This is a genomic window from Arthrobacter sp. ov407, assembly GCF_900102895.1.
In the GTDB taxonomy this organism is placed as follows: domain Bacteria; phylum Actinomycetota; class Actinomycetes; order Actinomycetales; family Micrococcaceae; genus Arthrobacter.
In genome coordinates, this window is sequence record NZ_FNGD01000004.1 from 48,976 (window position 1) to 74,152 (window position 25,177).

23 protein-coding genes are annotated in these 25,177 nt (G+C 66.0%); 13 read left to right on the forward strand and 10 right to left on the reverse strand.

Going from position 1 to position 25,177, the window contains the following annotated elements; translation table 11 throughout:
• Positions 1–15: 15 nt before the first annotated feature.
• Positions 16–864, forward strand: coding sequence for an alpha/beta hydrolase (locus BLS42_RS06160; protein WP_090578738.1), 849 nt, complete (start codon positions 16–18; stop codon positions 862–864).
• Here BLS42_RS06160 and BLS42_RS06165 read toward each other — a convergent pair.
• Positions 807–3,365, reverse strand: coding sequence for an AMP-binding protein (locus tag BLS42_RS06165; protein WP_090578741.1), 2,559 nt, complete (start codon positions 3,363–3,365; stop codon positions 807–809). The two genes, BLS42_RS06160 and BLS42_RS06165, sit on opposite strands and share 58 nt — an antisense overlap.
• Before the next feature lie 236 nt (positions 3,366–3,601).
• On the opposite strand from BLS42_RS06165, the gene efeO reads away from it, so the two are divergent.
• From efeO to BLS42_RS06180, 3 genes are read left to right on the forward strand one after another with little or no spacing between them, the layout of a single operon-like run.
• Complete coding sequence (gene efeO / locus BLS42_RS06170) at positions 3,602–4,534, forward strand: iron uptake system protein EfeO (RefSeq protein ID WP_090578118.1); 933 nt, start codon at positions 3,602–3,604, stop codon at positions 4,532–4,534.
• Positions 4,531–5,856 (forward strand): iron uptake transporter deferrochelatase/peroxidase subunit, encoded by a 1,326-nt coding sequence (efeB, locus tag BLS42_RS06175; RefSeq protein WP_090578121.1) that lies wholly within the window; start codon positions 4,531–4,533, stop codon positions 5,854–5,856. The genes efeO and efeB overlap by 4 nt, the downstream gene beginning before the upstream one ends.
• Positions 5,853–6,509, forward strand: coding sequence for a hypothetical protein (locus BLS42_RS06180; RefSeq protein ID WP_090578124.1), 657 nt, complete (start codon positions 5,853–5,855; stop codon positions 6,507–6,509). The genes efeB and BLS42_RS06180 overlap by 4 nt, the downstream gene beginning before the upstream one ends.
• A gap of 18 nt (positions 6,510–6,527) precedes the next feature.
• On the opposite strand, the gene BLS42_RS06185 is transcribed toward BLS42_RS06180, so the two are convergent.
• From BLS42_RS06185 to BLS42_RS06195, 3 genes are all read right to left on the reverse strand, one after another.
• The gene (locus tag BLS42_RS06185) at positions 6,528–7,061 is read right to left on the reverse strand and encodes a GNAT family N-acetyltransferase (protein WP_090578127.1); all 534 of its coding nucleotides are present in this window, start codon (positions 7,059–7,061) and stop codon (positions 6,528–6,530) included.
• A gap of 23 nt (positions 7,062–7,084) precedes the next feature.
• The gene (locus BLS42_RS06190) at positions 7,085–7,345 is read right to left on the reverse strand and encodes a hypothetical protein (RefSeq protein WP_143019151.1); all 261 of its coding nucleotides are present in this window, start codon (positions 7,343–7,345) and stop codon (positions 7,085–7,087) included.
• A 90-nt stretch (positions 7,346–7,435) separates the two neighbouring features.
• A complete protein-coding gene (locus BLS42_RS06195) occupies positions 7,436–8,326 on the reverse strand; it encodes a GNAT family N-acetyltransferase (protein WP_143019152.1) in 891 nt (296 codons plus the stop codon).
• A gap of 96 nt (positions 8,327–8,422) precedes the next feature.
• On the opposite strand from BLS42_RS06195, the gene BLS42_RS06200 reads away from it, so the two are divergent.
• From BLS42_RS06200 to BLS42_RS06210, 3 genes are all read left to right on the forward strand, one after another.
• Positions 8,423–8,680: a hypothetical protein gene (locus tag BLS42_RS06200; protein ID WP_090578136.1), complete on the forward strand. Its 258-nt coding sequence runs from the start codon at positions 8,423–8,425 to the stop codon at positions 8,678–8,680.
• A 134-nt stretch (positions 8,681–8,814) separates the two neighbouring features.
• Positions 8,815–9,348, forward strand: a complete 534-nt coding sequence (locus tag BLS42_RS06205) for a GNAT family N-acetyltransferase (RefSeq protein WP_090578139.1) — start codon at positions 8,815–8,817, stop codon at positions 9,346–9,348.
• 104 nt (positions 9,349–9,452) lie between these two features.
• Positions 9,453–9,998, forward strand: a complete 546-nt coding sequence (locus BLS42_RS06210; protein WP_090578143.1) for a PH domain-containing protein — start codon at positions 9,453–9,455, stop codon at positions 9,996–9,998.
• 1 nt (position 9,999) lies between these two features.
• Here the strand turns inward: BLS42_RS06210 and BLS42_RS06215 are convergent, their stop codons facing one another.
• Together BLS42_RS06215 and BLS42_RS06220 are read right to left on the reverse strand one after the other, a co-directional pair.
• Positions 10,000–11,325, reverse strand: a complete 1,326-nt coding sequence (locus BLS42_RS06215) for a carboxylesterase family protein (RefSeq protein ID WP_090578146.1) — start codon at positions 11,323–11,325, stop codon at positions 10,000–10,002.
• Positions 11,326–11,382: 57 nt separating this feature from the next.
• Positions 11,383–12,129, reverse strand: coding sequence for a lipoate--protein ligase family protein (locus BLS42_RS06220; RefSeq protein WP_090578151.1), 747 nt, complete (start codon positions 12,127–12,129; stop codon positions 11,383–11,385).
• Positions 12,130–12,145: 16 nt separating this feature from the next.
• Here BLS42_RS06220 and BLS42_RS06225 point away from each other — a divergent pair, with 16 nt between their 5' ends.
• Positions 12,146–12,535 (forward strand): DUF2177 family protein, encoded by a 390-nt coding sequence (locus BLS42_RS06225; RefSeq protein WP_090578154.1) that lies wholly within the window; start codon positions 12,146–12,148, stop codon positions 12,533–12,535.
• Between the two features lie 31 nt (positions 12,536–12,566).
• On the opposite strand, the gene BLS42_RS06230 is transcribed toward BLS42_RS06225, so the two are convergent.
• Positions 12,567–13,370, reverse strand: a complete 804-nt coding sequence (locus BLS42_RS06230; protein ID WP_090578157.1) for a thioesterase family protein — start codon at positions 13,368–13,370, stop codon at positions 12,567–12,569.
• A 224-nt stretch (positions 13,371–13,594) separates the two neighbouring features.
• Between BLS42_RS06230 and BLS42_RS06235 the strand changes: the two genes are divergently transcribed.
• The gene (locus BLS42_RS06235) at positions 13,595–14,302 is read left to right on the forward strand and encodes an endonuclease/exonuclease/phosphatase family protein (RefSeq protein ID WP_090578744.1); all 708 of its coding nucleotides are present in this window, start codon (positions 13,595–13,597) and stop codon (positions 14,300–14,302) included.
• 52 nt (positions 14,303–14,354) lie between these two features.
• Here BLS42_RS06235 and BLS42_RS06240 read toward each other — a convergent pair whose 3' ends face one another.
• Together BLS42_RS06240 and BLS42_RS06245 are read right to left on the reverse strand one after the other, a co-directional pair.
• Positions 14,355–15,470, reverse strand: a complete 1,116-nt coding sequence (locus BLS42_RS06240) for an alkaline phosphatase family protein (protein WP_256336294.1) — start codon at positions 15,468–15,470, stop codon at positions 14,355–14,357.
• 268 nt (positions 15,471–15,738) lie between these two features.
• Entirely contained in the window at positions 15,739–16,206 is a 468-nt protein-coding gene (locus BLS42_RS06245; RefSeq protein WP_090578164.1) for an SRPBCC family protein, read from the reverse strand.
• Positions 16,207–16,393: 187 nt separating this feature from the next.
• On the opposite strand from BLS42_RS06245, the gene BLS42_RS06250 reads away from it, so the two are divergent.
• The gene (locus tag BLS42_RS06250; RefSeq protein ID WP_090578166.1) at positions 16,394–17,845 is read left to right on the forward strand and encodes a DUF5129 domain-containing protein; all 1,452 of its coding nucleotides are present in this window, start codon (positions 16,394–16,396) and stop codon (positions 17,843–17,845) included.
• A 24-nt stretch (positions 17,846–17,869) separates the two neighbouring features.
• Here BLS42_RS06250 and BLS42_RS06255 read toward each other — a convergent pair whose 3' ends face one another.
• The gene (locus BLS42_RS06255) at positions 17,870–18,064 is read right to left on the reverse strand and encodes a DUF1918 domain-containing protein (RefSeq protein ID WP_090578747.1); all 195 of its coding nucleotides are present in this window, start codon (positions 18,062–18,064) and stop codon (positions 17,870–17,872) included.
• A gap of 299 nt (positions 18,065–18,363) precedes the next feature.
• Between BLS42_RS06255 and BLS42_RS06260 the strand changes: the two genes are divergently transcribed.
• Genes BLS42_RS06260 through BLS42_RS06270 form a run of 3 tightly spaced genes read left to right on the forward strand, consistent with a single transcriptional unit; the run spans position 18,364 to position 25,176 of the window.
• Complete coding sequence (locus BLS42_RS06260) at positions 18,364–21,570, forward strand: efflux RND transporter permease subunit (RefSeq protein WP_256336296.1); 3,207 nt, start codon at positions 18,364–18,366, stop codon at positions 21,568–21,570.
• Positions 21,567–22,034, forward strand: coding sequence for an efflux RND transporter periplasmic adaptor subunit (locus BLS42_RS06265; protein ID WP_090578170.1), 468 nt, complete (start codon positions 21,567–21,569; stop codon positions 22,032–22,034). The genes BLS42_RS06260 and BLS42_RS06265 overlap by 4 nt, the downstream gene beginning before the upstream one ends.
• A gap of 1 nt (position 22,035) precedes the next feature.
• On the forward strand, positions 22,036–25,176 hold the full coding sequence (locus BLS42_RS06270; RefSeq protein ID WP_090578173.1) for an efflux RND transporter permease subunit: 3,141 nt from the start codon (positions 22,036–22,038) through the stop codon (positions 25,174–25,176).
• Position 25,177 lies beyond the last annotated feature (1 nt).

Below are 25,177 nucleotides of genomic sequence, written 5' to 3' on the forward strand. Positions count from 1 at the left end.
CCTATGATCGTGGCCATGGGAGTACCCGGAATTTCTCGACGCAGCCTGCTGGGGCTCGGAGCAGGCGCCGTGGCGGCGGCGTCGGTCGCGGGGTGCGCCGGCCCAGGCACGTCCAGCCAGGCAGCACCACCGGCCCCACCAATCGCCATGCGCAGCGGCAGCTTCACCTCGCAGTTCCGGCCGGAGGAACCCACGGGCTGGTCACTGGCCGTGCCCGGATCCACCGACGGCGGCCCTTCCGGTCCGTTGCCTGTTGCACTGTTCCTGCATGGCACGGGCGCCGACCACCGCATGGTCTTCGACGAGCTCGACGCGGGCGGCGAGCTGGCACGGCATGTGGCCCGCGGAGGGACGCCTTTCGCGATCGCTGCCATCGACGGAGGCGAAACGTGGTGGCATCGCCGGGAATCCGGTACAGACACGCAGTCCATGCTGGTGCAGGAATTCCTTCCCCTGCTGGCCGGCCAGGGAGTCGACACCGGCAGGATCGCCGTGTTCGGCCTGTCGATGGGCGGCTTCGGCGCGCTGCTCCTGGCCTCCCAGCACCGCGTCCCCGGTCTCCGAGCCGTCGCCGCGATGAGCCCCGCAGTCTGGAGCCTGTACGACGCCGGCCGGTCCGACAACTTCGACAGCGCCGCGGACTTTGCGGCCAACGACATCTTTGCCCTGCGGCCGGAGCTGGAGTCACTGCCGAAGCGAATTGACTGCGGCACGGCGGACAACCTGCTCTTCAGTGTGAAGGACTACGTGAAGGACCTGCCAGGGGCACACGAGGGAGGCTTCCGGTCTGGCGGCCACGACAGCGGCTACTGGCGCTCCATCCTCCCGGACGTCGTCGCGTTCCTGGGCAAGAGCCTGGCTTGACGCTGGCCGCGAGCGCGCGACCCGGCAGCGCGAGCCCGCCGCCGGTTGACTGAACCCATCACCCGCGCACAGAGCGTCCAGTAGGCTACTCCCGCGGCGAGCGAGACTGCCACGGCTAGCACTGGGCTTATCCCGGCCAGCGGTGGATAGACCAGCCAGTGGACCAGGTACGCGTAGAGCGAAGCGCTCGCCAGCACCACCGTGAGGCGGCGGAGGCCCCTGGGCACCGGAATGCTGGGCAGCCAGATGAGCAGCAGGATTCCGACGAGGAGCGTGCACTCCCGGCCCGGGTTCTCGAAGAATCCCGGAACGGTCAGTGCCGCAATGACCGAGACAATGCAACGCTGGGCTATGGTCCGGGTCCGTGCGATAGCCCAACCCAGGGCGAAGAGCCAGAGCGCAGGCGCCGTGTGCGGCACCCCGGGGTTTACCAACTCATAGCGGGTCAGGAGCCCCGCGCCGGTCAGCGCCAGGGGAAACAGTAAGGGGAAGCGCCGCTCGGCTCGGTCCGCCCACGGAATGGCCAGCAGCGCCGTCGCCCCCACAAGCAGGTAGACAAGAATTTCGATGAACCAGAAGTGCCACTGGGTGGTCACCGCTTCCGGCCCGAGGATGGCGTTGAGCAGCAGGATGTTAGCGGGAGCGTAGTTGTCGGTGACCAGGTAGGCCACCGCGATGAATGCCATGCTCGGCACCACGATTCTGGCCACGCTGGCGAGCTGCCGCCGCAGCCGCGGGACCCGTGCTCCGGAGAGCTGGAAGCGGGCGAAGTTGTAGCCGGCCACAGCCATGAGCACGTGGGCCGCACCCTGCCAACTGAACAGACCAACGTGTGTGCCGACGATCAGGACGATCCCCACGGCCCGCAGCACGATGCTCGTCTCGACCGGCGCAAAGAACCGTCGACGCTTCCCGACCGGTACGGTGCGGGGCCGCGGCTCCAGGTCTCGGACCCGGGTGACGTGCCAGTCCGGCGGGAGATGGTCCAGGGCTTGTTCCAGTCGGACTGACGCGGCCACATACGAGAGCGAGTCGCCGCCCAGGGAGACGAAGGTGTCGTCGTCGCCGATCTCGGCGCACTCCAGTGCGTCCTCGAAGATCTTCCGGACGCTGTCCGGCGCGCCGCTTTGCGCCGCGGGCTCAGGTTGCGGCCGGGACAGCGCCTGGACAGCTTTGTAGTCCAGTTTGCCCGTGGCTAGGCGCGGGAGATGCTCGACGGCGTGTACTTCGAGGGCCGCGCGCGGCAGTCCCATGCCCTGGGCGAGCACCTTGGCCAGCAGCTGCGGGTCGTGATCGCCCTCAACGGCGACAACGACGCCGTCGTCTGTTCCCGCGCTGGCCGCCTGCACCCCGAGGTCCGCCAGGAGCCGCTCCACCTGTCCCAGGTCAACGCGCAGTCCCACGATCTTGACGAAACGGCTGCGCCGTCCCACCACCTCGTAGACGCCTGCAGGGTGTTGGCGGGCGAGGTCGCCGGTACGGAGCTCGGTGACGGTCCGGCCTGCGGCAAGGTCCGCCTGGCTCTCGGCATAGCCGAGCATGACGTTGGGGCCGGTGTAGACGAGTTCGCCGTGCTCCAGGCCCGGCACTGGGTCGATGCGGAACGATCCGCCGGGCACCGGGATGCCCACCGCACCTGGGACCTCGGCCGCCAGACCCGGCGGGAGGTACGCCATCCGGGCCGTCGCCTCGGTCTGGCCGTACATCACGAAAAATTCCCAGCCGTTTCGGTGGCCCAGTTCCGCGTATTTCCTCACCGATTCCGGCGCCAGCCGCCCCCCGGCCTGGGTGATGTAGCGCAGGCTGGGCAGGTCCATTTCCGCGAACCCGACCCGTTCCAGCAGTTCAAAGGTGTACGGAACGGCCGCCAGCGAAGTGGCCCCACGGCGTCGGAAGAGCTCCCAAAAGCATGGATCAACCACGGAAAGGTCGGTCAGGACCAGACCGGCACCGCGGAGCAGGTAGCTGTTGATCACCGACGAGCCGTAGCAGTAGGACATGGGCAGCGTCGTCGCTGCGCGGTCATCCGGGCCGATCTTCAGGTACTCGGAAATCGACTCGGCGTTGGACTGCAGGTTCGCGTGCGAGAGGCGCACGAGTTTGGGTGAGCCCGTAGATCCGGACGTGCTGAGCAGGAGCGCCAGGTCCGGATGCAGCTCGTGCCGGGTGCCGGGCCGGCGTTCCTCCAGCACGGTCCGCCCGTTCCCGGACCGCATCACGACGTCGGGGTCGTAGGCCGTAACCAGAGATTCCAAGGCGGCCGGTTTGTCCTCGGGCAAGAGGATCAGGGGGTGCCCGCCCACCAGCGCCGCGAGGTAGGCGACTATCGAGTCGAGGTCGTTCGTTGCGGCCAACGCGACGAGCCGCCGCTCGGTGCCGAGCCGGACGGCCAGGTCATCGACGCGCTCCGCCAGCTCCCGGTAGGTCAGTGCGAAGGTATCCGTGAGGATGGCAGGTCTGTCCCCGTAGCTCGCAAGATCGGCGGCAAAGGGCACCCGCATGAAATCAAGCTGCTGCGTGGTCACCCGGACAATGTTATTAGATTAGGCTTACCTAAAACAAATTAGGGTACGAAAGGTTTGCGTAATCGCCCGGAGTGGGTATTCTCCTTATTTAGGTTCCCCTAAGTAAGAGTTCCTCAGCGGCGTCGCTGGAGGGAATCCGTACGCCCAACGGCCCCCACGCTCCACACCTCAACCCCTAGCCGTTCCGCCCCACCGACCCAAGGAAATCCCCCATGCCCAGTATTCCCCTGCCCAAAACCGCTCCACGGTTCCGGAAGACGCTTGCCCTGGTTGCGGCGGCCATCGCCGCTCCGCTGGCCCTGGCCGGCTGCATGGACAACTCAAAAACCTCGGGCGCAGCCGACGGGCCGATCCAGGTCACAGAGTCCGGCACGAACGCCGCCGTCGACGCCGGACTCCAGGGGCTCCTGAACACCGGGACCCGGCAGTACTCCGCTTATGTGAAGGATCAGACCGCTCAGCTCGTGGACGGCACGAAGGCGTTTGCGGAGGCCTACGCCGCAGGAGATGCGGCTAAGGCCCGCGGGCTCTATGCCGCCACCCGCATGCACTGGGAACGCATTGAACCGGTCGCCGAGTCCTTCGGGGACCTTGACCCCAAGCTCGATGCCCGCGAAGCCGACCTCGAACCGGGCCAGAAATGGACAGGCTGGCACCGGGCCGAAAAGGACCTGTTCCCGCCCACCGCTTACACCGCCCTCACGGTGGCGGAGCGCGCTGACCTGGCCAGGCAACTCGTTGCCGACACCGAGGACTTGGCCGGTCGGACCCGCACGGTGGAACTCTCCGCGGACAAGATCGGCAACGGCGCCAAGGAACTCCTGGACGAAGTAGCCACCGGAAAAGTCACCGGAGAGGAAGAAATCTGGTCCCACACCGATCTCTGGGACTTCCAGGCCAACGTGGACGGGGCCCGGATCGCCTTCGAAAGCCTGAAACCTGCGCTCCAGCGCAAGGACCCGGCCCTGGCCGAGGCGTTTGACGCAAAGTTCGCCGCGTTGCAGGCCGGGCTCAAGCAGCACTCCACTGGCCAAGGGTTCGCCTACTACAACGATCTCAGCCAGGCCCAGGTCCAGCAGCTCGCTTCCCTGGTTGATGCCCTGGGCGAGCCGCTCGCCAAGCTCACGTCGGCAGTCGTCCTGTGAGCGGTTGCCCCTTCGGCGGCAGCCCCGGCCAGACGCCCGACGGCGGGAACAGTAGTTTGTCCCGCCGCGGACTCTTGTCCCTCGCAGGTGCCGGCGGCGCTGGCGCCGTCGCCGGGCTGGCGGCGGGTTTCCTCAGCCACGATGCCGTCGAGGCAGCGGCCGCTCCACTGGCGGCGTCCGGCGACATCATCTCCTTCCACGGTGACCGCCAGGCCGGCATCGTCACGCCGGCCCAGGACCGCCTTCACATTGCAGCGTTCGACGTCGTCACGGAGGACCGTGCAGAACTCATCCGGCTCCTGAAGGACTGGACCGCCGCCGCCGCGGCCATGACCGCGGGGCGCAGCACGGGCACCAGCGGCGCCGTCGACGGCCCCTACGACGCGCCCCCGGAGGACACGGGCGAGGCCCTGGACCTTGGGGCCGGAAAGCTCACCCTCACGTTCGGGTTCGGCGCAGGCCTGTTCGAGAAGGCCGGCAAGGCCCGCTTCGGCCTGGACGGACGCCGCCCGGACGCCCTCATCGACCTGCCGCACTTCCCCGGCGATGATCTCCAGTCCGGACGCACCGGCGGCGACATCGTGGTGCAGGCCTGCGCCGACGACCCCCAAGTGGCCGTCCATGCCATCCGGAACGTGGCCCGCATCGGATTCGGGCAGACGCGCGTCCGCTGGTCACAGCTGGGGTTCGGCCGGACCTCCTCCACGTCACGGTCCCAGGCCACCCCGCGGAACCTCTTCGGGTTCAAGGACGGCACCAGCAACCTCAAAGCCGAGGACACCGCCCTGCTGGACGAGCACGTGTGGGCCGGCCCGGGAACCCGCCCGGGCGAGGCCTGGATGGCCGGCGGCACCTACCTCGTGGCGCGCCGGATCCGGATGCATATCGAGATCTGGGATCGGACCTCACTGCGCGAACAGGAAGGCCTGATCGGCCGCACCAAGGGCACAGGATCCCCGCTTTCCGGCGGCGGGGAATTCACCGCCCCCGACTTCGACAACACGGGGCACGGCGGCGAACCACTGATTCCGCTGGACGCCCACGTGCGGCTTGCGCACTCGAGCCGGAACGACGGCGTCAAGATGCTCCGGCGCGGCTACAACTACACCGACGGTTCGGACGGCCTGGGCCACCTTGACGCCGGACTGTTCTTCATCGCCTTCGTAACAGACCCCCGGACGCACTATGTGCCCATGCAGCTGGCCATGGCGAAGGAGGACACGCTGGCCCTGGAATACCTCAAGCACACCGGCTCGGGCCTGTTCGCGGTTCCCCCGGGAACCAGGGCGGGAGGCTTCATCGGCGAAGGTCTCTTCGCATGACGGCGGCAGTCACCGATGCCGGCAGTCCGCCCGGAACGGAGGCACCGGACCCACCCAACGGCACGGAACTTCCGGAACCCAGCATCAGCGGGCCCGGCAGGCCGACGGGCAACGCCGCCCTGAAACTCGTGCTGCTGGGAGTGGTGTGCTCGGCGGCGTGGCTGGCGTCCGTGCTGATCGGCGGGTTCCTCGACCCGGGGCCGGAGATCCACCGGGTCGCTCTCGCCGCCCACATCCTGGCCCTCGTGCTGGCCTTCGGAGCCATACTGGTGCTCGACTGGGTCGGTTTGTTGTGGCTCCTGGGCCGCCGCGACGTCCACGACACCCGGCGGCTCGATTCCGCCGCGCAACCGCTGATCTGGGGTGGGCTGGCCATCCTGCTCATCTCCGGCGCGCTGCTGCACCCCGAGCTGTCCAGCCCTCCGACCCAAATCAAACTCGTGAGCATCCTGGTCCTCATGCTGAACGGACTGGTCCTGACCCAAACCATGAAGCAACTGCATCAGCTACCGCCGGGAACCTTGTTCACGGCAATGGCAGCCGGGCTGCGGGCGCGCTTGCTCGTGGCTTTATGCCTCTCACAAACCTGCTGGTGGACGTCCGTGCTGGTCGGACTGCTCAACAGCACGCTGCGGCGCTGGACGGGCGCATGAGGCCGGTGAGTCGTTCGGTTACCGCGCGGGCGAGAAGATCCGACTGTGGCGGTTCTCAGCCACAGGCGGATTGAATCTGGTGTCCTCCAGGGTCGCCCCGTCGTCGAGCCAGCGGCGGTGGCTGTAAAAGCTGATGGCCCGATTGTTGCCTCTCTCCACCCAGAGAAAGGCGCGGCGGTAGCCGAGCTCGATGAACTTTTGTTCGGCAGCCGCAAACAGGACGGAGCCTGCGCCCTGCGCCCAGTTGTCCGGATGCACATTGATCGCGTGGAGCTGACCGCTTCCCGGGTCAGAGTCGCCGGCAGCAGGACCGAGGATGGCGAAACCCACAACCTCATTGCCGCTTTGGACGACGAGGTGGTGCGTCCCTTCCTGGGGCTCGAGGATGTTTCGGCGCCACGCAGACGCTGCGCGCCCGACGTCGAGACCGTCAAGATACTCATCGGTCATGACTCCACGGTAGGTGGCTCGCCAGGCTGCAATATGGACCTCGGCCAGCCGTGCGGCGTCGTCTTCGGTCGCGGCCCTGACTCGGATATCCGGAGTGGTCATGGTGCCGAATCTATCAACTGAGGTCACCGGTCCCGTGCGGCGCGCACGAAGCGGCGGGCGAAATAGCTGATGACGACGATGCTGACTGCTACAAGGAGCCACGTGCCTTCCGACCCAAGCGCCGGGCCGCTCGTGCAGGTGCTGACGGCGCCCGACTCGGCTGTGTAGTCGATGCACTCACCTGTCCGAAAGCCGAGAAGTATGGCGTCGACCGCGATCACCAGCCCAATGGCCACCGCCCAGGGCCACCTCGGACGCCGGCGCAACTGAGGCGCTTCATCCACGACCTTCCTCCGCATCTTCGCAAATGAGCTAGCCCTTAGAACTCCTGGCAGACATCACAACACGAATCGGCGCCTGCGGCGAGAGCCGATTCATTGTTCTCTGACGGGCGGACCGGGCGCAGGGATTTCGAGGAGCTCCAACTCCTTCCCTGTAACACCCGGAATGCGTTGGAGAGTCGGAAAGAATTGTGGGTCGGTGATGTGTCCGTCAAACAGGACTGGGGTACCGCCGGCGTTCACCAGCACCTCTGCCATGCATGCGGCGACGTCGGCGCGCGCCAAGCGGTTTGCCGGGTCCAGGGATTCGCATATTGCCTCCACGTCCGGATCCCCGTCAGTACCGAAGACAAAGCACGCCGCAGCTACCCGGTCGTTCCTGACGACGAAGACGCTTCGGGACGGGTCCAGTTCTGTCTGGATCATGGGTCCAAATTCGGCGAGAAGGCCACTGCGCGTCCCAGTGGGTGACCATGGCGCGTGCACGATTTCATACAATTCCGTCCATGCTTCAGTCAGTTGCTCCAGCGATAGTCGATCTCCGCTGCGGATGTCCTCGCGGCGGTTTTCGAGTGCCCATCGGCGCACCTCAACACTCGAGGTGTCAATCCGCTCAGGCGGGCACACTTGGTAGCGCACGGCGCCGAGCGATTTGTAGAACTCGTGGGTAAGCGTGCCCGGATGGGCTTTGACCGACAGCGGCATCGAACGACGGGTTTGGATGGATTTCACCAGAGCCGACCCGATGCCCCGCCGCCGGAATGGCTCGGCGACGAACACGAACGCCGGGTCCCGAGTCGGGTGGACGCGGTTGGTGGCCGAAACAACGATTCCCGCTGGCTCTCCCTTGATCTTTGCCACCAATGATGATCCCGCGGGACGCCATTCGTCGGCCCGGGCCCACGGCGCGTCGGCCGCGAAGCGATCCGCGTCAGCGACCGTCGCTGGTTCGATCACCAGATAGTTTCCTTGTCCGGTCAGCATCTTGGCAGTCTAAGCGAGTCTTCCGGCCGTTCCCTTCAGCGCGGTAGCCTGCACTAGAAGAGTCCAGCAGAACCGTTTTCTTGGAAGGCCCACGCAATGTCGGATTATGATCTTTCAGCACTCCGGGAGCGGGCTGCCCGTGGTGACAACGACGCCATCGGAGAGCTCATCGAGCTGGCCGCGGAGCGGGAAGACTTCGAGGAGCTGCGGCGCCTCGCCGACGGCGGCAGTCGCGACGCTGAGGATCAGCTGGTTGAACTCGCAGTTGAGAAGGAAGATCTAGAAGAGCTTCGGCGTCTGGCATCTGCAGGGAACACGGACGCGGCCGAAGTGCTGGCCGAACTCACTGAGTAGACCCTCCGCGCAACGGCAGGATCTCCGCAGCTGAAATTGACTATGTCAATATTCACTGGAGCATCTATGCTGCGCTGAGTCGCGAACGCGGCATCAACACTGGTATCCGTGAATGCTCAGGGAAGGAGCGGCCCGTGACACCTGAGGGGCTGGTGGTGCGCGCAGCCAGGCGGGAGGACGCGGCCGAGGTGCGTCGGTTGTCCATGTCATTCACCCCAGCCGCCCAGGAAGTTCCGCCGGAGGTCTTCCATAGCCGTTTCGCCCAGTTCCTGGCCGACGCCTCCTGGTGCCTTCCTGTGGCACAGGCTCGCGGCAGGCTGATCGGCTATGGCCTGGCCCAGGACTTCGGGCCAGGCCTGCGGGCTACCTTCACCACAGGCCGGGTCCACGACGTCTTTGTCGATCCCGACACGCGACTGGGCGGCACCGGCCGGGCCCTTATGAACTTCATCTTCGACTGGTCGCGGGCCCGGCCGCAGCCGATGATCCTGGACTGGCAGGCAAGTCCCTCCGCCATCGGCTTTTACGAGGCTCTTGGCTTCACGGCCGATCGTGTTGGCGACTTTCCCGAGTATCCGGGTTTCACCCTTGACCATCGAATCGGACACTCTTTGCGATACATTGCTCCCATCCCGACGACGGCTCGGGCGATGGAGGGGGACCATTGAAAGCGTCAAAAGAGAAGCAGCACCCGCGGCAGGCGGACTACTCAGCGTCCATTCAGCGGTCCGCCCGTCGAGCCAGAACGCACCGCTCGGCGACGGGCCGCCCCGTGGCTGCAACCGTATGGGCCGCTGCCATCGGCACAATGTGCTGGCTGGCGGCCAGCGGAGAAACCAAGGCAGTGATGGACGCCGCACCCTGGCTGGTTCTGGTGTCCTGGTTCGTCTACGTAGCCCAGTGGCGGCCATGCCTGCGCGTTGATGACGACGGATTTACGCTGGTCAACGGACTGCGCGACCACCGGATACCCTTCGATACGGTCGAGGACATCGAGGTCCGTTATGCCGTAGCGGTCAGGGCCGCCGGCAAGAAGTATGTGAGCTGGGGCGCTCCGACCCCGCCGGGCTCGTTCGAATCCGGCTTTCAGCATGTCAGCGATCTGAAGAGCCGGCCGTACAGCGTCCTCCCAAGCAATGAACGGTTCAGCCAGCCCACGGTGACCACCGGCCGTGACGAGATCGCCCAGGCGTGGCAGGACGCCCGCGTCGCCGGGCTCCGCTCCTCCGACGGCACGGTAACCACTACATGGAACGGCCCGATGATCGTCGTCGGCGTCGTGGTGCTCCTCTGGGTGATCGTTGCTGCGCTGATCTAGGTCAGACCGAGCGGTACCGGAGTGAGCCGGGAATCTCTCCCCGGGGCCCCAGGCCTTCCCCGTAGGCGAACCGCGCCCAGAGCGCCCGCATCGCCCGGCCGTGGGCGTTGATGTCCTCCCAAGTGGCGCCCGCCAGCAGTCCGGCGCCCTCCCACGTTTGTTGGTGGCCGAACAGCAGCGGCAGATCAACCGTGTGCGCGGCGCCGTAGAGATTTCCCGGTGCGCGCCAGGACAGCACGTAGCTGTGGGCCCGCCCGCCCGCGCGCACATGCCGCCTGGCAAACTGCCTGGCCGCTTTGCTGTACACCATTTCCGTGACCACCCAGGTGACTGCCTTGAGCACTGCGCTGCCAACCACGGGAATCCTCGCCACCCGGCTCAGGTGCGGGCTTCGCGGCAGAAACAGCCGGGCCTCCTCCGCTGTGTGGCCGATCAGGATGTCGATCCCTGGAGCGGCCGCATTCCAGGCACCGTCAAGCTTGGATTCCTCGGGCAGCGGTGAATGCCCGTACTGGATCCCGAACGGCATGGCAGCCATCAGCCCGAACTTCCTCGCGGCCCGCGCAACGCCGTCTTCGAGGGCGACGACGTCCATCGCCGGAGTGCCGGCGGTGACCGCTTCCGCGGCGACGCCCATGGCGGCGTTCATCTTTTCCCGCCCCCGGGTAATACCCAGCGGGGCACTTTGAATGATGGCCCGCTGGAAGAGCGACGCTGCGTCCGGCGTCGCCATGAGATGCGCGACGGCGTCGCCCCCTGCGGACTGCCCGAACGCGGTGACCCTGCCCGGATCGCCGCCGAACGATGCGATGTTGCGCTGCACCCACCGGAACGCCTCGATCTGGTCCAGCAGGCCCAGATTGGCGGGCCGGCCGGTGCTGGTGGACAAATATCCGAAGAGGCCCAGCCGGTAGGTTACCGAGACCACGATCACGCGGGTTTCGGCAACCAGCGCTGCCGGGTCGAATATCGCCAGATCCCCCGATCCGGACGTGTAGGACCCGCCGTGCAGCCACACCATCACCGGCAGCCGCTCACCGTCGTCGAGATCCGCAGGCATGGCGATGGACAACCGCTGGCAATCCTCGCTGCCTGGAAGTTCGCCGTAGCGGGTGCCAAGCACATCGTCCAGGAAGGGCACCGGGGCCTGCGGGCACGCCGGAGACAGAGATGTCGCCTCGAGCACCTCCGACCAGTCGGTGGCCGGCGCCGGCGGCTGAAACCGCTCCGCGGTGGCGTAGGGAATGCCGGTGGCACGCACGACGGCGCCGTCGTGCCATCCGCGGATCGGGCCACACGGCGGCTCGAAGGCAAGGTCTACATTCATACTGCCAGCCTTCCACAAATACAGGACCCGTATCTCCGGCCCGGTTAACGGGCGCGCTTAGAGCAGGCTCGGGAACTCCGCGTAGCTGAGCGGGGCGTAGCGCCCGTAGGCGGCGATCACCGCGGCCTCGACAGTGTCGACGTCGAGGCCCGGCACGAGGTCATCGGCCGCGCCCGCCGTCGCCGGGTCCCACTCGAGGCCGAGGGCGGCGTAACTGGCCTCCAAAACCGCGCGGATCGGGGCGGAGTCCGCCACCACGATCACGGAGCTGAAAAGCCAGCCGCCGGCGACCACCCGCTGGGCGGTGCCGACCAGTTTGATCCGGCGCTCCGAGAACTCCGGGTTGCTGCCGTGCACGCTGAACTCGCCGGGGCAATATTCCCCCGGGATCTCACCGACGCCGGCATCCACGCCGGCGTCGCGCAGCGCCCGGGCGAGCAGTTCGCCAAAGCGCGAAAACCGCCCCTTGGCCCCGGCTATGGCATCCGCATCGGGCTCCAGGTGATCGATGACGAGCGTGCGCTCGTGGTACGCCGCCGCGCGGCCCCCGGCCTTCCGGACCAGCGGCTCGAAGCCGAGCTGCCTGCAGGCTGCCGCGGCGGCTTCGAAGCCGGGCAGGTGCGTGTCGCGCTGCCCGAAAGCGACCGTCGGAACCGGCCGGTACAGCCGCAGGGTGGGGCCCAACGAACCGGTCTTGACCTTCTGGAGGAGCCCGAGCGCGAAGTCGAGGTCGGCGGCGGCACCGAATGATTCCTGCTGCCGCACCACCGTCAGCGTCCGGGGCCCGGCTGGCGCCTGCGGCATGTTGTTATGCTCCCTTATGGTCATTCTGCAATTCCTCGTCGTAGCCGCCGCGTTCGCCATCATCGACGCCATCTGGCTCAAGACGATGAACCCGTTCTACCGCCGCCAGATTGGTGAGCTGATGGCCGACAGGCCCAATCTAGGGTACGCGGTGGTCTTCTACGTGATCTACATTGCCGGGATCGTGTTCTTTGCCCTCAGGCCAGCGCTCGACGGCGGCAGCTGGCTGGGCGCCGTGGGCTACGGTGCCGCCCTGGGCGCGTTTGCCTACGCCACCTACGACCTCACCAATGCCGCCACGCTCAAGACCTGGCCGTGGCAGCTGGTTGTTGTCGACATCCTCTGGGGCGCCGCACTGACGGCACTGGCCACATTGGCCGGCTGGCTCGTCTTCCACACCAACTAGGGCCTTCCACACCCTAGGACTTGCACACCAACTAGGACTTGCGCAGCGTCAGGATCTGCTCGGCGCGGCCGAACGGGCCCGTGAGGTCATGCAGCACCGTGGAGGTCAGCCCGATCCCGTCCGTTCCGAACGAGACCTCGTTGTCCAGCCCCAGCCACTCCCCCTCCGGCTGCCGGTACATGTGGATCTGCAGGTCCAGGTTGGGGAAGGCGTAACTGCCGTTGCCCGGCGGGACCCGGGCGGCGATTCCGTTGGCCGTGTCCACCAGGCCGATCAGCCGGGCGAGGTCGCCGCTGTCTGCCCGGTCGGTCAGCGGATAGTCGGTGCGGAGCCAGACGGTTCCCGAGCCCGCCCGGTGGCCCTCGGCGATCCGCATGTGCAGTGAGGCGATGTAGCCGCCGGGCCAGATGCTTGCGGCGTCGTACGGGTCGCAGTCCTCCGGCGCGGGGATCCGGGGATCCTCGAAAGCCGCGATGGCGGACGTGTCCGAGGTGATCATCCGCCAGGCCGTGGCGCGGATGGCCGTGCGGCCGCCGGCCACGAGTTCGGCCTGCACCAGCTCGATGGTCCGGCCGGGGCGGAGGGTGGAGGTCACGACCTCGAACTCGCCGCCGGGGATCAGCCCGAGGATTTCATAGCTGAGCCGCGCCATGCGCATGTCCTCGCGGGGCTCATGCCTGGCCAGGGCGTCGGCCATGATCCCGGACGCAGGGGCCATGTGCTGCTCGTGTTCGTTCCACGCGCCCTGGGCGTGAATAGTCGAGCGGAACCGCCCTTCCCCCAGAACCTCATAGTAGAAATCGCCTTTGGCCAAAACAGGGAGTTCAGCAGTCAACGTCGACCTTTCGCAGCTTCCATCGGAGAACTCCACCACCCTATCGCCTCAAGCGCCCACCGCCCGTGCTGCGGCTACCGGTGCTGCAGTCACCGGGGCCCAAACGCGCGGCAGACCCCAACGCCGGAGACGGCGGCCGTGTCAATGGTCAGTGTTCGGCCAGCCTGACTGGGTAGACTCGGTCACAGCGTCCGCAACTATCATCCGAAGAGGTGCTCCCCCTGATTAGAGTCATCAGCTACAACCTCCGCAAGCACAATGCCAGCGGCGAGCTGGTCGATCTGGCCCGCGATTTCGAGATTGACGCTTTGTGCCTCCAGGAGTGCGACACGGACGATCTGCCGGAAACCATCGGGGATCTGCACCTGGCCGATTCCACCAAGGGCAACCGGCTGGGCCTGGCGATCTACTACCGAAAGGACCGCTTCACCGCCTACGACACCCAGACGTTCGCCTTGAAGAAGTCCCTCCACGACCGCGTCCTCTCCCCAGCACACGAGCGGCTCATCGGCACGCGCGTGACCGACAACAAGACCGACCACGAACTCGTCATCGCGTCCTTCCACGCGGCACCGCTGACGGCGTCGAACTCCCTGCGGCGGAACCAGATCCGTGCCGCCCACGCCGAGCTGCTCAGCATGGGCGGCGGCCTGATGTCCCTTATGGTGGGTGACTTCAACTATCCGTTCTTCACCAAGTCCCTGACAGCGAAGATGAAGGACGCCGGCTACGACCTCACGATGAGTGACCGCCGGACCTACACGCGGTACAAGGTCTTCAAGGGCCATTTCGACTTTGCCACCTCCCAGGGGCTGGAGATCGAAAGCGTCGAGACGCTGCCCCGCGGCGCCTCGGACCACCTCCCCATCCTGATCTCCGCCGAATACGGTCAGGACAGCAACGGCAACGGGTCGGCACCTGAAGCCAGCTAGCGGATGTTGCCAGCAGCCGCACTCGGGGAGAAATCCAGAAGTCCGGGCGCCGCTAGGAGCCCGCGTTGAAGACGTCCCCGCCGAAGCTGTTCAGGCCCGGCGCCCCGGCGTACCCGAGGCGCGGGAGCGAGAACGCGTCTTCGATGCTCGCCAGGAGGCTGAAGTGGTTGTAGGCCCGGTCCGACGTCGTGCCGCCCATGGTCAACGGCGAGAGCACCAAAGCACCAATCCTGCCGCCGGCCGTGCCTCCGGGCAGCAGTCCTGACGGCCCCTCGGTCTTGCCCTCGGATTCATCGAAGGTGATGACCAGCATTCCGTCCTGCCGGAAGGCCGGGGAGTCCAGGATTGCCGGGACCTGCCGGCTCAACCAACTGTCGGCGGCGGCCAGCCCGCCTGCACTGCCATCGACGCAGGGGTGGTCGTGGCCGTCGTTGCAAAGATTGGGCGAGATGTAGGCCAGGTTCGGCGTCGTGGACACGGACTGGAGGTCGCCGCGGAGTTCACCAAAGTCCACCACATTGCTCTGGCATTCCGGTGACGAGGTGATGGCCTGGAAGTACACGAACGGATTGTGCCGCGTTGCATACTGGTCGCCCACCTTGGCGCCCTGGCTGGTGTCCTTCGCGCCAAGCTCGGGATGACGGCACGGGGTGCCCATGTCTTCCATATAGCCCTTCCAGGTCTTGCCGGCGGCGCTGAGCTGCCCGGCGACCGTGGGGACCGAATCCGGATAGACGCAGCCGGTGCCCTCCGCCTCCCCGAGCGAGGCCGTCCCCGTCAGCTGAAACGCGGCGTAAGTAGGGCAGTCGTCGCGGGTCATGGCGTTGGACGGCTGCCCGGATATCTGGGCAAGGTAGTTCGGGTTCGAGTTGTGGGCGATCCCGTAGTACTCGGAAAGCAGGACGCCCTGGCTGCGAAGCGTCTGCGAGAGGTAGGGGGCCTCAGAGCCGGAACCCCACACTTCGTTGTAGCCCTTGTTCTCAAGATTGATCACGAACACGTGCCCCGGCTTCGACCCCGCCCGCGCGGTGGCCGTGCCTCCGGCAGTGGGACCCGGACTGCCGCCCGGCGGACCAGGCTCGCACGCTGCGGCCGACACCACGAGGACTGCTGCAACAAGCAGCCGCACGGCGATTCGTCGATGAGTCTTCGTGGCATTCAGGCTCATGGATTCCGGCTTTCCGATTGATCGATCAGCATGGCATTGGCGGCTCCAGTGGTTGCACTCTTTCACACCACGGTCAAGAAAACCCGCGAGGACCCTGCACAGTGGCTGGGAACGATGGCTGGGAAGCAGTAGCCAGGAACGCCGGAGGCCGTCTCCGATGCAGGCGTCTCCAGACCCGGGGCTTACCTCACTGATGATCCGGACAATCCGATGCTCGCGTCGTACGGCGCCAACGTACTCAAAGGCTGGCTGCGGGCGGAGTCCCGGCTCAGGCTTGTCGCTGTGCGACTGCGCCGGCGAGTGAGGCCAGGCCCTTTTCGAAGTCCGCGCCGACCATCTTGTCCATATTCATGAACAGCGCGAAGACCTTGCCGATGCCTTCGTTCTCCCCGGTCATGGTCCAGGTGACCTGAGTGCCGTCGCCTGAGGGCGTGAACGTGAATGAGGTGGGGTTGATCGCCTTGAAGGGTTTGGTGAATTCCAAGCGGATCTTGATGTTGCGCGGCTCGGCGGTATCGACAATTTCCATGGTGCCGGAGCCGGCCTTGCGGTTCCCGCTCCAGGCGTACTTGGCGCCGACGCCGGATTCGCTGCCGGAGTAGCTCCGTTCCATGGCGGGATCTACGGCCTCCCAGGGGGACCACTTGGTCCATTCGTGGAAGCTGTTGACCAACGGAAAGATGTCCTGGGCCGCTGCGGGAATGACTGCGCTGCGGGTAACTTCAAAGGTAGACATGCCGTAATCCTAGGCGGTGGCCTGCCCAACTGGACACCTGACCTGCGGTTTCATCCCTTCGCGGCGGCGGCCTCCGTCAGATCGACCACCGGCGAGGGCCCTCCTTTAACGGACGCGACGCCGCCCATCGCGCTCGCCCCGCAGCGCGTGCGTCGACGCCGCTGGAGCCAGCCAGTACGCTCGGAAAATGGGAATCGCTCGCAAAGCCCTCGCCGCTATGGTTGTGCTGATGGCCGCCCTTCTCGGCGGCGCCCCCGCGGCGCTCGCCGTGACGCCGACCGCCGTCGTGGTTGAAGACCGCGCCGGGGTTTTGGACAAAAAGACGCTGCTGCCGGCAGTACAGTCCACCGACTTTTACGAGCCCACCAAAGTTGCGATCTACACGTACGACGGCACAGCCGCGGACAACCTGAATGCGGAAGTCCTGCGGTTCGCCCGCGCCGAACACCCCGAATGGATCAGCGCCGACGGGCAGAAGTGGACGGACGGGCTGTTCATCTTCGCCCTCGATCCGGTGGGCCGGCATGTCGGGACGTACATGGGTGAGGACCGGAAGGTATCGCCCGATCAGCGCGAGGACATCCAGAACGCATCCAAGGAACTGCTCCGGGATGCGCAGTGGACCGACGGCACCGTTGCCGGGATCCGCCGCGGCGCCGAACTCATCAATCAGCCGTGGTACCGTTCCACGGCTTTCCTCGTCACGGCCTGGACGGCGGTGGCCGCCGCCGTCTGCGGAGCTGCAGCGTGGCTGATCGTGCGGTGGCGGACCCGGGTGTCCAGCCGGAAGGAACTGGCCCGGGGCGACGCCAGCTACGCCAACGTCAGCATGGACCTGCAGGTCACCGAGCTCAACGCCAGCACCATTCCCGAATCGTCCCGGTACGGGAGCACGGTCCTGGAGAAACACCGCACGTTCGTGAACCGTTACAACACAGCCACCGAAGTTTCCAACCAGGTACATGCCCTCAGCAGACGGGACCTGGGCCGCCGGCACAACCTTAACCTGGTCCGGAGCTACGCCGACGCCGCTGCCGAACTCGACGCGCTGGACGATGTGATCGCCGATACCAATGCCTTGCTCAACCGAGGCTCAACGTGGCCCGCCGCCTGGGACCGCCAGCTCGCGCCGTTCGGCAGTGACCTGGACGGCCTGGAAAACCTGCTCAGCGAGCGCCGCGCCGAGGGAACCTCAGCGACGGCGGCGGCACTGCGGTCCTTCCGCGATGAAAGCCGGCATGATGTGGAGCGCTGGTCGGCGGAACTGGCGGACGGCTCGATCACGCCTGAGACGGCGCTGGACCGGCTGCGTGACGCCCGGACTCACCTCTCGGAGCTCCTGAAGAACCACGCCGACACCCTGATCGACGCCTATGCCCGCAATGACAAGGAAGCCGGCCTCATGCGCCAGGAAATGGACAGTGCGCAGGCGGGAAGCAAGGCCAGGTACGGTCGCTCGTACGAGCCGAGCATCCTCGGAACGGTGTACCCGTCCTACTACTTCTTCTCGGTCCCGAGCTTCAACTCCGGTTTCAACACCGGCGTCAGCAGCGTCAGCAGCGCGCGCGGCGGTGCCACCACCGGGTACGGGGCCAGCGGCGGCAGCTTCTCCGGGTCAGGGAGCTCGTCGAGTTTCTAGGGCCAAGTTTCCAGGGCTGTGCTTTTAGGGCCCGCCCCCGGGCCGTTCGACGACGAAATCACCGCCGGGAAACATGATCGTTTCGTGGCCGTCGTCGAACCTGACGAGGTACGGCGGCGCACCATCGACCCCTCTCACCTCAAGGATCTGGCCGTGCCGGTCCGTGGACTCAACAGTGTGCCCCCGGATGATGATGCGGTCCCCTGCGACTGCCTTCATGGCGATCACCTGTATCTCTATTGACGCCTGTGTGCCGGAAGATCATTATTGCTCTTGTCGGCTGGGGGGCGCTATGGCTTTAGGTTGAGGAGCCGCGCCGTGAAAAGAATATGTGCAGTTGGCCAAACAGGAAAAGCAGACAGCACCCTGTTCCCAGAAACCGCTTCCGCGGCAGGGCCGCTGTACGGCCCGCCCACTCCCCCGGCCCACCACGGCGGCCCAGGCTACCGACGACGCCGAAGCGTCGACTGTAATTCCCCTGGTCCGGGCAGCACTGCGGGGCATGCGGGGTACCGGCCATGATGAGTGCAATCGTACGCTGGACTCTGCAGTTCAGGCTCTTGGTCCTGGCTGCTGCCGCAGGAATCCTTGCCCTCGGGCTCACCAACCTGCCGAGTATGTCCGTGGACGCCTTTCCGGAATTCGCCCCGCCGCAGGTAGAGATCCAGACTGAAGCCCTGGGGCTCTCTGCCGCCGAGGTGGAGCAACTCATCACCTCCCCCATGGAGGCCGACCTGCTGAACGGGGTGGCCTGGGTCGAGGCGATCCGGTCCAAATCTGTGCCCGGCCTTTCGTCGATCCAGATGGTCTTCAAGCCGGGGACCGACATTTTGCGCGCACGCCAGCTCGTCTCGGAACGGCTGACCCAGGCGCGCGCACTGCCCAATGTTTCGGCGGCTCCAGTGCTTATGCAGCCGCTGTCCTCGACAAGTCGGGTCATGATGGTCCGGCTAACGTCCAAAAACATGTCCGCCATCGACATGTCCGTCCTGGCCCGCTGGACCATGAAGCCCGGGCTCTTAGCCGTTCCCGGCGTCGCGAACGTGGCAATCTGGGGCCAGCGCGACCAGCAGCTTCAAGTCCTGGTGGATCCGGCGCAGCTCCAGGCCAAGGGCGTCACCCTTGACGAAATCATTAAGACGACCGGCAACTCCGTGTGGGTCTCGCCACTGAGCTACTTGGAAGCATCCACACCGGGCACCGGCGGTTTCTTCGAGACGGGCCATCAGCGGATCGGCATCCAGCATGTCCTGCCGATCACCACGCCGGAAGACCTGGGCCAGGTGCCTGTTCAGGGGGCGGCCGGCAAGCTCCTGCTCAAGGACGTGGCCAAGGTGTCAACCGACCACCAACCCCTGATCGGCGACGCCCTGCTCAGCAACGAAGCCGAGTTGTTGCTGGTGATCGAGAAGTTCCCAGAGACCAACACGATGGATGTGACCCGAGGCGTTGACGAGGTCCTCCACGAGCTTCAGCCCGGCTTGCCCGGAGTCACGATCGATACCAGCGTCTACCGGCAGGCGTCCTTTATCGACGAAGAGGTCGGGACGCTCGGCGTCGCTGCACTGAGCGCGCTGCTGCTGATCGTTGCCCTGTTTGGGGCTTTCTTCCGTTCCTGGCGCACGGCCCTGATCAGCTTGATCACGATTCCCGTGTCGCTGACCGCGGCAGCGCTGGTGCTCGACCTGCGCGGCACCGGGATGAACACGATGGTCCTAGCCGGCATGGTGCTTGCCCTGGCCGTCATCGTAGGCGACGTTGCGGAAGACCTGAACGGCATCGCGCGGGCACGAAGCGCCGCCGCGAGGGCAGCCGCCGGGGCACACTCAGCGTCCGGCGACGGCGGGCCTGACACCGGCCAGAACCAGGCAACGGACCGACGCGACTCAGTGATCCCCGGCGCCCTGCGGGCCGCCCGCACGCCGGTCCTCTATTCGCTGCTGATCATGGCGCTGGCCGTCACGCCTGCGCTCTATATCTCCGGTGAGAACGGTGCCCTGTTCGGCCCCCTGGTGCAGAGTTACCTGCTTGCGCTGGTTGTCTCGATGATTGTCGCGCTTACGGTCACGGCGGCACTGGCGTTCGTCCTTCCTGTAGGTTCCAAGGCGCCAAAACGCCGTTCCCTGGCACGGCTGCAAGGAGCATACGGCCGTACGGTGAGGCGCCTAACGCGAAAGACGCGCTGGGTATTCGCCGCCGCGGCGGTGGTAGCGGTGACCGGACTGGCGCTCGCACCCCAGTTGGCCGGGACCCGTCCCGTGGTTCCGGTGCTGGCGGACAAGACCCTGGTGGTGCACTGGAGCGCGATAGCTGGCACCTCGGACCAGGAAATGAGCCGGATCACGGAAGCGGCCGCCGGAGAACTGCGCACCGTGGCGGGGGTGGCCAATGTCGGAGGCCACATCGGGCGTGCGATCACCTCGGATCAGGTCGGCGACGTCAGCTCCGGCGAGCTGTGGGTGACCGTGGCCCCCGACGCCTCCTACACGGACACGGCCGCCGCCGTCGACCGAGTGATCGCGGGCTATCCGGGCCTGACCAGCAAAGTCTCCACCTACCCGCAGGAACGCATCGACCAGATCAGGGAAGAGGCGGACAGCGGCTTTGCCGTCCGGGTCTTCGGACTGGACCCGACGATTCTGCGGCAGAAGGCCGCGGAAGTGCAACAGATTCTTGAGCACACGGCCGGCGTGGTCAACCCCCACGTCGATCTGCCCGCCGAACAGCCGATCGCCGAGGTCAAAGTGAACCTGGCCGCGGCCCAAAAGGCCGGCGTCGTCCCAGGGGACGTACGGCGCGCCGCTGCCGCGTTGCTGCAAGGCATCGAAGTTGGCAACCTCTACGAACAGCAGAAGGTCTTCTCCGTCATCGTGAAGGGGAATGCGGCCACCCGCAACAGCCTTGACAGCGTCCGCAACCTGATCATTGACACCCCCAACGGCGGGCACGCCCGCCTCGGCGACGTCGCCCAGGTGACCATGGTCGGGAACGAGTCCGTGATCCTGCACGATGACACCTCGCGGCGCATCGATGTCAAGGCCGAGATCCAGGGCCGTCCGCTGGGCGACATCCAGGGAGACATCAACACGGCCCTGCAGCAGATGCAGTTCCCGATTTCCTACCATGCCGAGATCCTCACCCAGTACGCCCAGCAGCAAAACAATTACCAGTGGCTCTGGCTGCTCGCGGCCGTTGCCGCGGCCGGCATCCTGGTGCTGCTGCAGACGGCGACGGGGAGCTGGCGGCTCGCCGGCCCGCTCTTCCTTGGCCTGATCCTGGCACTGAGCGGCGGGGTGCTGGCCGCCCAGGCCACGGGTGGCATCAACTCGCTGGTGGCCCTTGTCGCCTTCGCCGCGGTGCTGGGCATAGCCGTCCGCGGCGCTCTGTTGCTGACGGGCCAGGTCCGGAGCCTGCGGGCAACAGATGCTTCGGCGCCCTGGCCTGAGCTGGTGGTCCGCGGAACCAAGGACAGGCTGGGGCCGGTCCTGATGTCGACCGTGATATCGGCGCTGGCGCTGCTGCCCCTGGTCCTCCTGGGCGGTGTCGTCGGAACGGAAATTATCCTGCCGCTAGCCGTGATCGTCTGGGGCGGCCTGCTGACAACAACCTTCTTCACCCTGTTTGTTGTGCCCGCTGTGCTGCTTAGGTTCGAGCCGAAGCAAGCACCCAGCGCGCGGACCGGCCAGGGCCCCGCTGCACCAACTGAAAGCCAGGATGCGTCATGAACTCCCCACTTTCGCCGCGGGGCAACAAGGTCGCCGTATTCATCATTGCGGTGTTCGTGACGTTGTTCACGGCGCTCTCCTCCACAAGTTGCGCCCAGGCGCCGGAGGGCGCACCGTCCGACGGCGAGCCGGCGGCGATCGCTGAAGTCCCCGGCACGGACCTTCACCGGCTCACCCTCACCGAGCGCGCCGTCGAACGGGTCGGGATCGAGACAGCTGTGATTGCCGTGGATCCTCACACCGGGAAGCTCACTGTCCCCTACGGGGCCATACTGTACGACAGCTCGGGCAAGGCGTGGGTCTACACCAACCCTGAGCCTCGGGTCTACGTCCGCCAAGCCATCACGGTCCAGCGCATCAACGGCGACGTTGCCGTCCTGACGGACGGGCCGCCGGCTGGGACCGTGGTGGTCACGACAGGTGCGGAGGAACTTCTCGGCACCGAATTCGATACGGCCGAGTGACATGCGGTGGCTTATCGGGATCAGCCTCCGTTTCAAGACGGTTGTTGTCGCCCTCGCGTGCGCCGTGATGCTGCTCGGTTCCCTGCAGTTGAGTTCCGCGTCCGTGGATGTCTTCCCGGAATTCGCCCCGCCACGGGTGGAAATCCAGACCGCCTGCCTCGGGTTGACCGCCCAGGAAGTCGAAGAGCTCGTCAGTGTGCCGATCGAGGCCGCCGTGAGCGGCATGCCGGGCCTGGACGAGATACGGTCCAAGTCCGTACCCCAACTGTCGTCGATCGTGCTGCTTTTCCATCAGGGCACTGACCTGCTCAACGCCCGTCAGCTCGTATCGGAACGGATGGCTTCGGTGACCGCGGCGCTGCCTACCTGGGCGGCCCCGCCGGTGATGCTTCAGCCGCTGTCTGCGACCAGCCGCGTCATGAAGATCGGTATGACGTCCTCTGAACATTCGCTGATCGAAATGTCCATGCTGTCCTACTGGACCATCCGCGCCCGGCTCCTGCGGGTCCCCGGGGTGGCAAATGTGGCGATCTGGGGCGAGCGGCTCCAGATGCTTCAGGTCCAGGTGGAACCTGACAAGCTCAAGGCCCAGAACGTCTCCCTCAACCAAGTCATGGAAGTCACCGCCGGCGCCCTCGATGCAGGGTTGCTGAAATACTCGCCCGGACGCTTTATCGGAACGGGTGGATTCATTGACAGCCCGACCCAGAGAATGGGGATCCGCCACGTCCAGCCGATCCAGACTCCCGCCGATCTGGCCAAGGTGACCATCCGGGAAAAGAACGGCGTGGCGCTGCATCTAGGCGATGTTGCCCAGGTTGTTGAGGACCATCAGCCGCTGATTGGTGATGCCGTGATCAACAACGGGCACGGGCTCATGCTGATCGTCGAGAAGCTGCCGTGGGGAAACACACTGGAAGTGACCAAAGGCGTGGAGGAGGCCCTCCACGAGCTGCAGCCGGGCCTGAGTGGCATCAGCTTCGACACAACCATCTTCCGGCCCGCCAGCTTCGTTGAGGAGGCGATCTCCAACCTCAGCATCGCGCTGCTGCTCGGCTGCTTGCTCGTCGTCATGATCCTGGTCGCGTTCCTCTTCCAGTGGCGCACGGCACTGATCAGCATCGTCGCCATCCCGTTGTCCCTGCTCACGGCCGCACTGGTGCTCTACTTCACGTCCAGTGCAATCAACACGATGGTGCTCGCGGGTCTGGTCATCGCCGTGGGAGTCGTGGTGGATGACGCGATCATCGACGTCGAGAACATCATGCGCCGGCTCCGGCAGCAACGCGCCCAGGGTCGTGACGAATCTGCGGCATCGGTGGTTTTGAAAGCCTCGCTGGAGATGCGGAGCCCGATCGTCTACGCGACCCTGATCATTGTGGTCGCCGCCGTACCGATCTTCTTCCTGGACGGGCTGACCGGGGTCTTCTTCCGGCCGCTGGCCGTCTCCTACACCCTGGCGATCCTTGCCTCCATGCTTGTGGCGCTGACAGTGACGCCGGCCCTTGCCCTGATTTTGCTGGGCAACGCCAAACTTGAAGAACGCGACGCGCCGCTGGTCCGTGTGCTGAAACGCGGCTATCACGCTGCCCTGTCCAAGACCATGAACCGGCCCCGGTTCGGCTACGCAGGCTTTGGCGTGCTGGCGGTAGTAGGACTGGTGCTCGCTCCCCTGATGGGCTCGTCCCTGTTCCCCACGTTCAAGGAAAGGGACTTCCTGATGCACTGGATCTCGGAACCTGGAACCTCTGCCGCGGAAGAGTTCAGGATCTCCCAGCGAGGCTGTGAGGAATTCCTCCAGGTCCCGGGCGTCCTGAACTGCGGCACGCACATCGGGCAGGCGTTCGCCGCGGACGAGATCGTCGGTGTCAACGCCGGCGAGCACTGGATTAGCATCGACCGCCACGCCGACTACGACAAGACGGTGGCCGCCGTCGAGGAAGTGGTCAACGGCTACCCGGGGCTGCACCGTGACGTCCAGACCTATCTGAAGGAGCGGATTGAAGAAGTCATCACCGGCGCCAGCGAGCCCATCCTGGTCCGGGTCTACGGAGACGATCTCAACGTGCTCCGGGAACAGGCGCAACGGGTCAAAACAGTCATGGACTCGATCGAGGGCACCGAGGACCCGCACGTCTCCCTAGAGGTGGAAGTCCCCCAGATCGCCGTGACGGTTGACCTGGAGGCGGCGCAGAAGTACGGCCTCAAGCCGGGCGACGTCCGGCGCGCGGCCGCGACACTCGTGGCAGGCGAGGAAGTCGGCGACGTCTTCCGAGACGGCCGGGCCTACGATGTCCAGGTATGGAGCACCCCGGCCACCCGCTCCAGCGTCACCAGCATTGAGGATCTGCCCATCGATACCCCAAGTGGAACGCGGGTTCGCCTTGCCGACGTCGCCGACGTGAGCCTGCAGGCGACGCCGAACCAGATCGACCGCACCAACGGATCCCGCCGCGTGGAGGTGGGATCCTTCCTGGCCCAGGGAGCGGACATGGGCACCGTGGTCGGCGAGTTGAAGACGCGTCTGGAGAACCTGGATCTGCCGACCGGCTACAGCGTGCAACTGCTCGGCGAATACACCGAACGCGAGGCGGCGACGAACCGCCTGATGATTTACTCCGCAGCGGCACTTGCCGTGATCCTCCTGCTGTTGCAGGCGTCCTTCAAGAGCTGGCGGCTGGCAGTCCTGTCGCTGCTGACTCTTCCCGTAGCCCTCGTGGGCGGGGTCATAGCCGCTTATATGACCGGCGGAGTCCTGTCTCTCGGGTCCCTCGTCGGCTTCCTCACGGTCATGGGGATCGCTGCGCGCAACGGCATCCTGCTGATCAACCACTGCCAGCATCTGGAAACCTATGAAGGCGAGACCTTCGGCCGCGCCCTGGTGATGCGCGGGGCGGCCGAGCGGCTTTCGCCTATTCTTATGACGACCCTGGCCACTGGGCTGGCCCTGGTGCCCCTGGTTGTCATGGGCAATATCCCGGGCCATGAAATTGAACACCCGATGGCGGTGGTGATTCTGGGCGGTCTGGTCACCTCCACCCTGCTCAACCTGTTCATCGTGCCCTCGCTCTATCTCCGGTTCGCCAAATCCAAGAAGACACTCCAGCGGGAGCGGGCCGCCGCCGGGCCGGTGACCGTCTGAC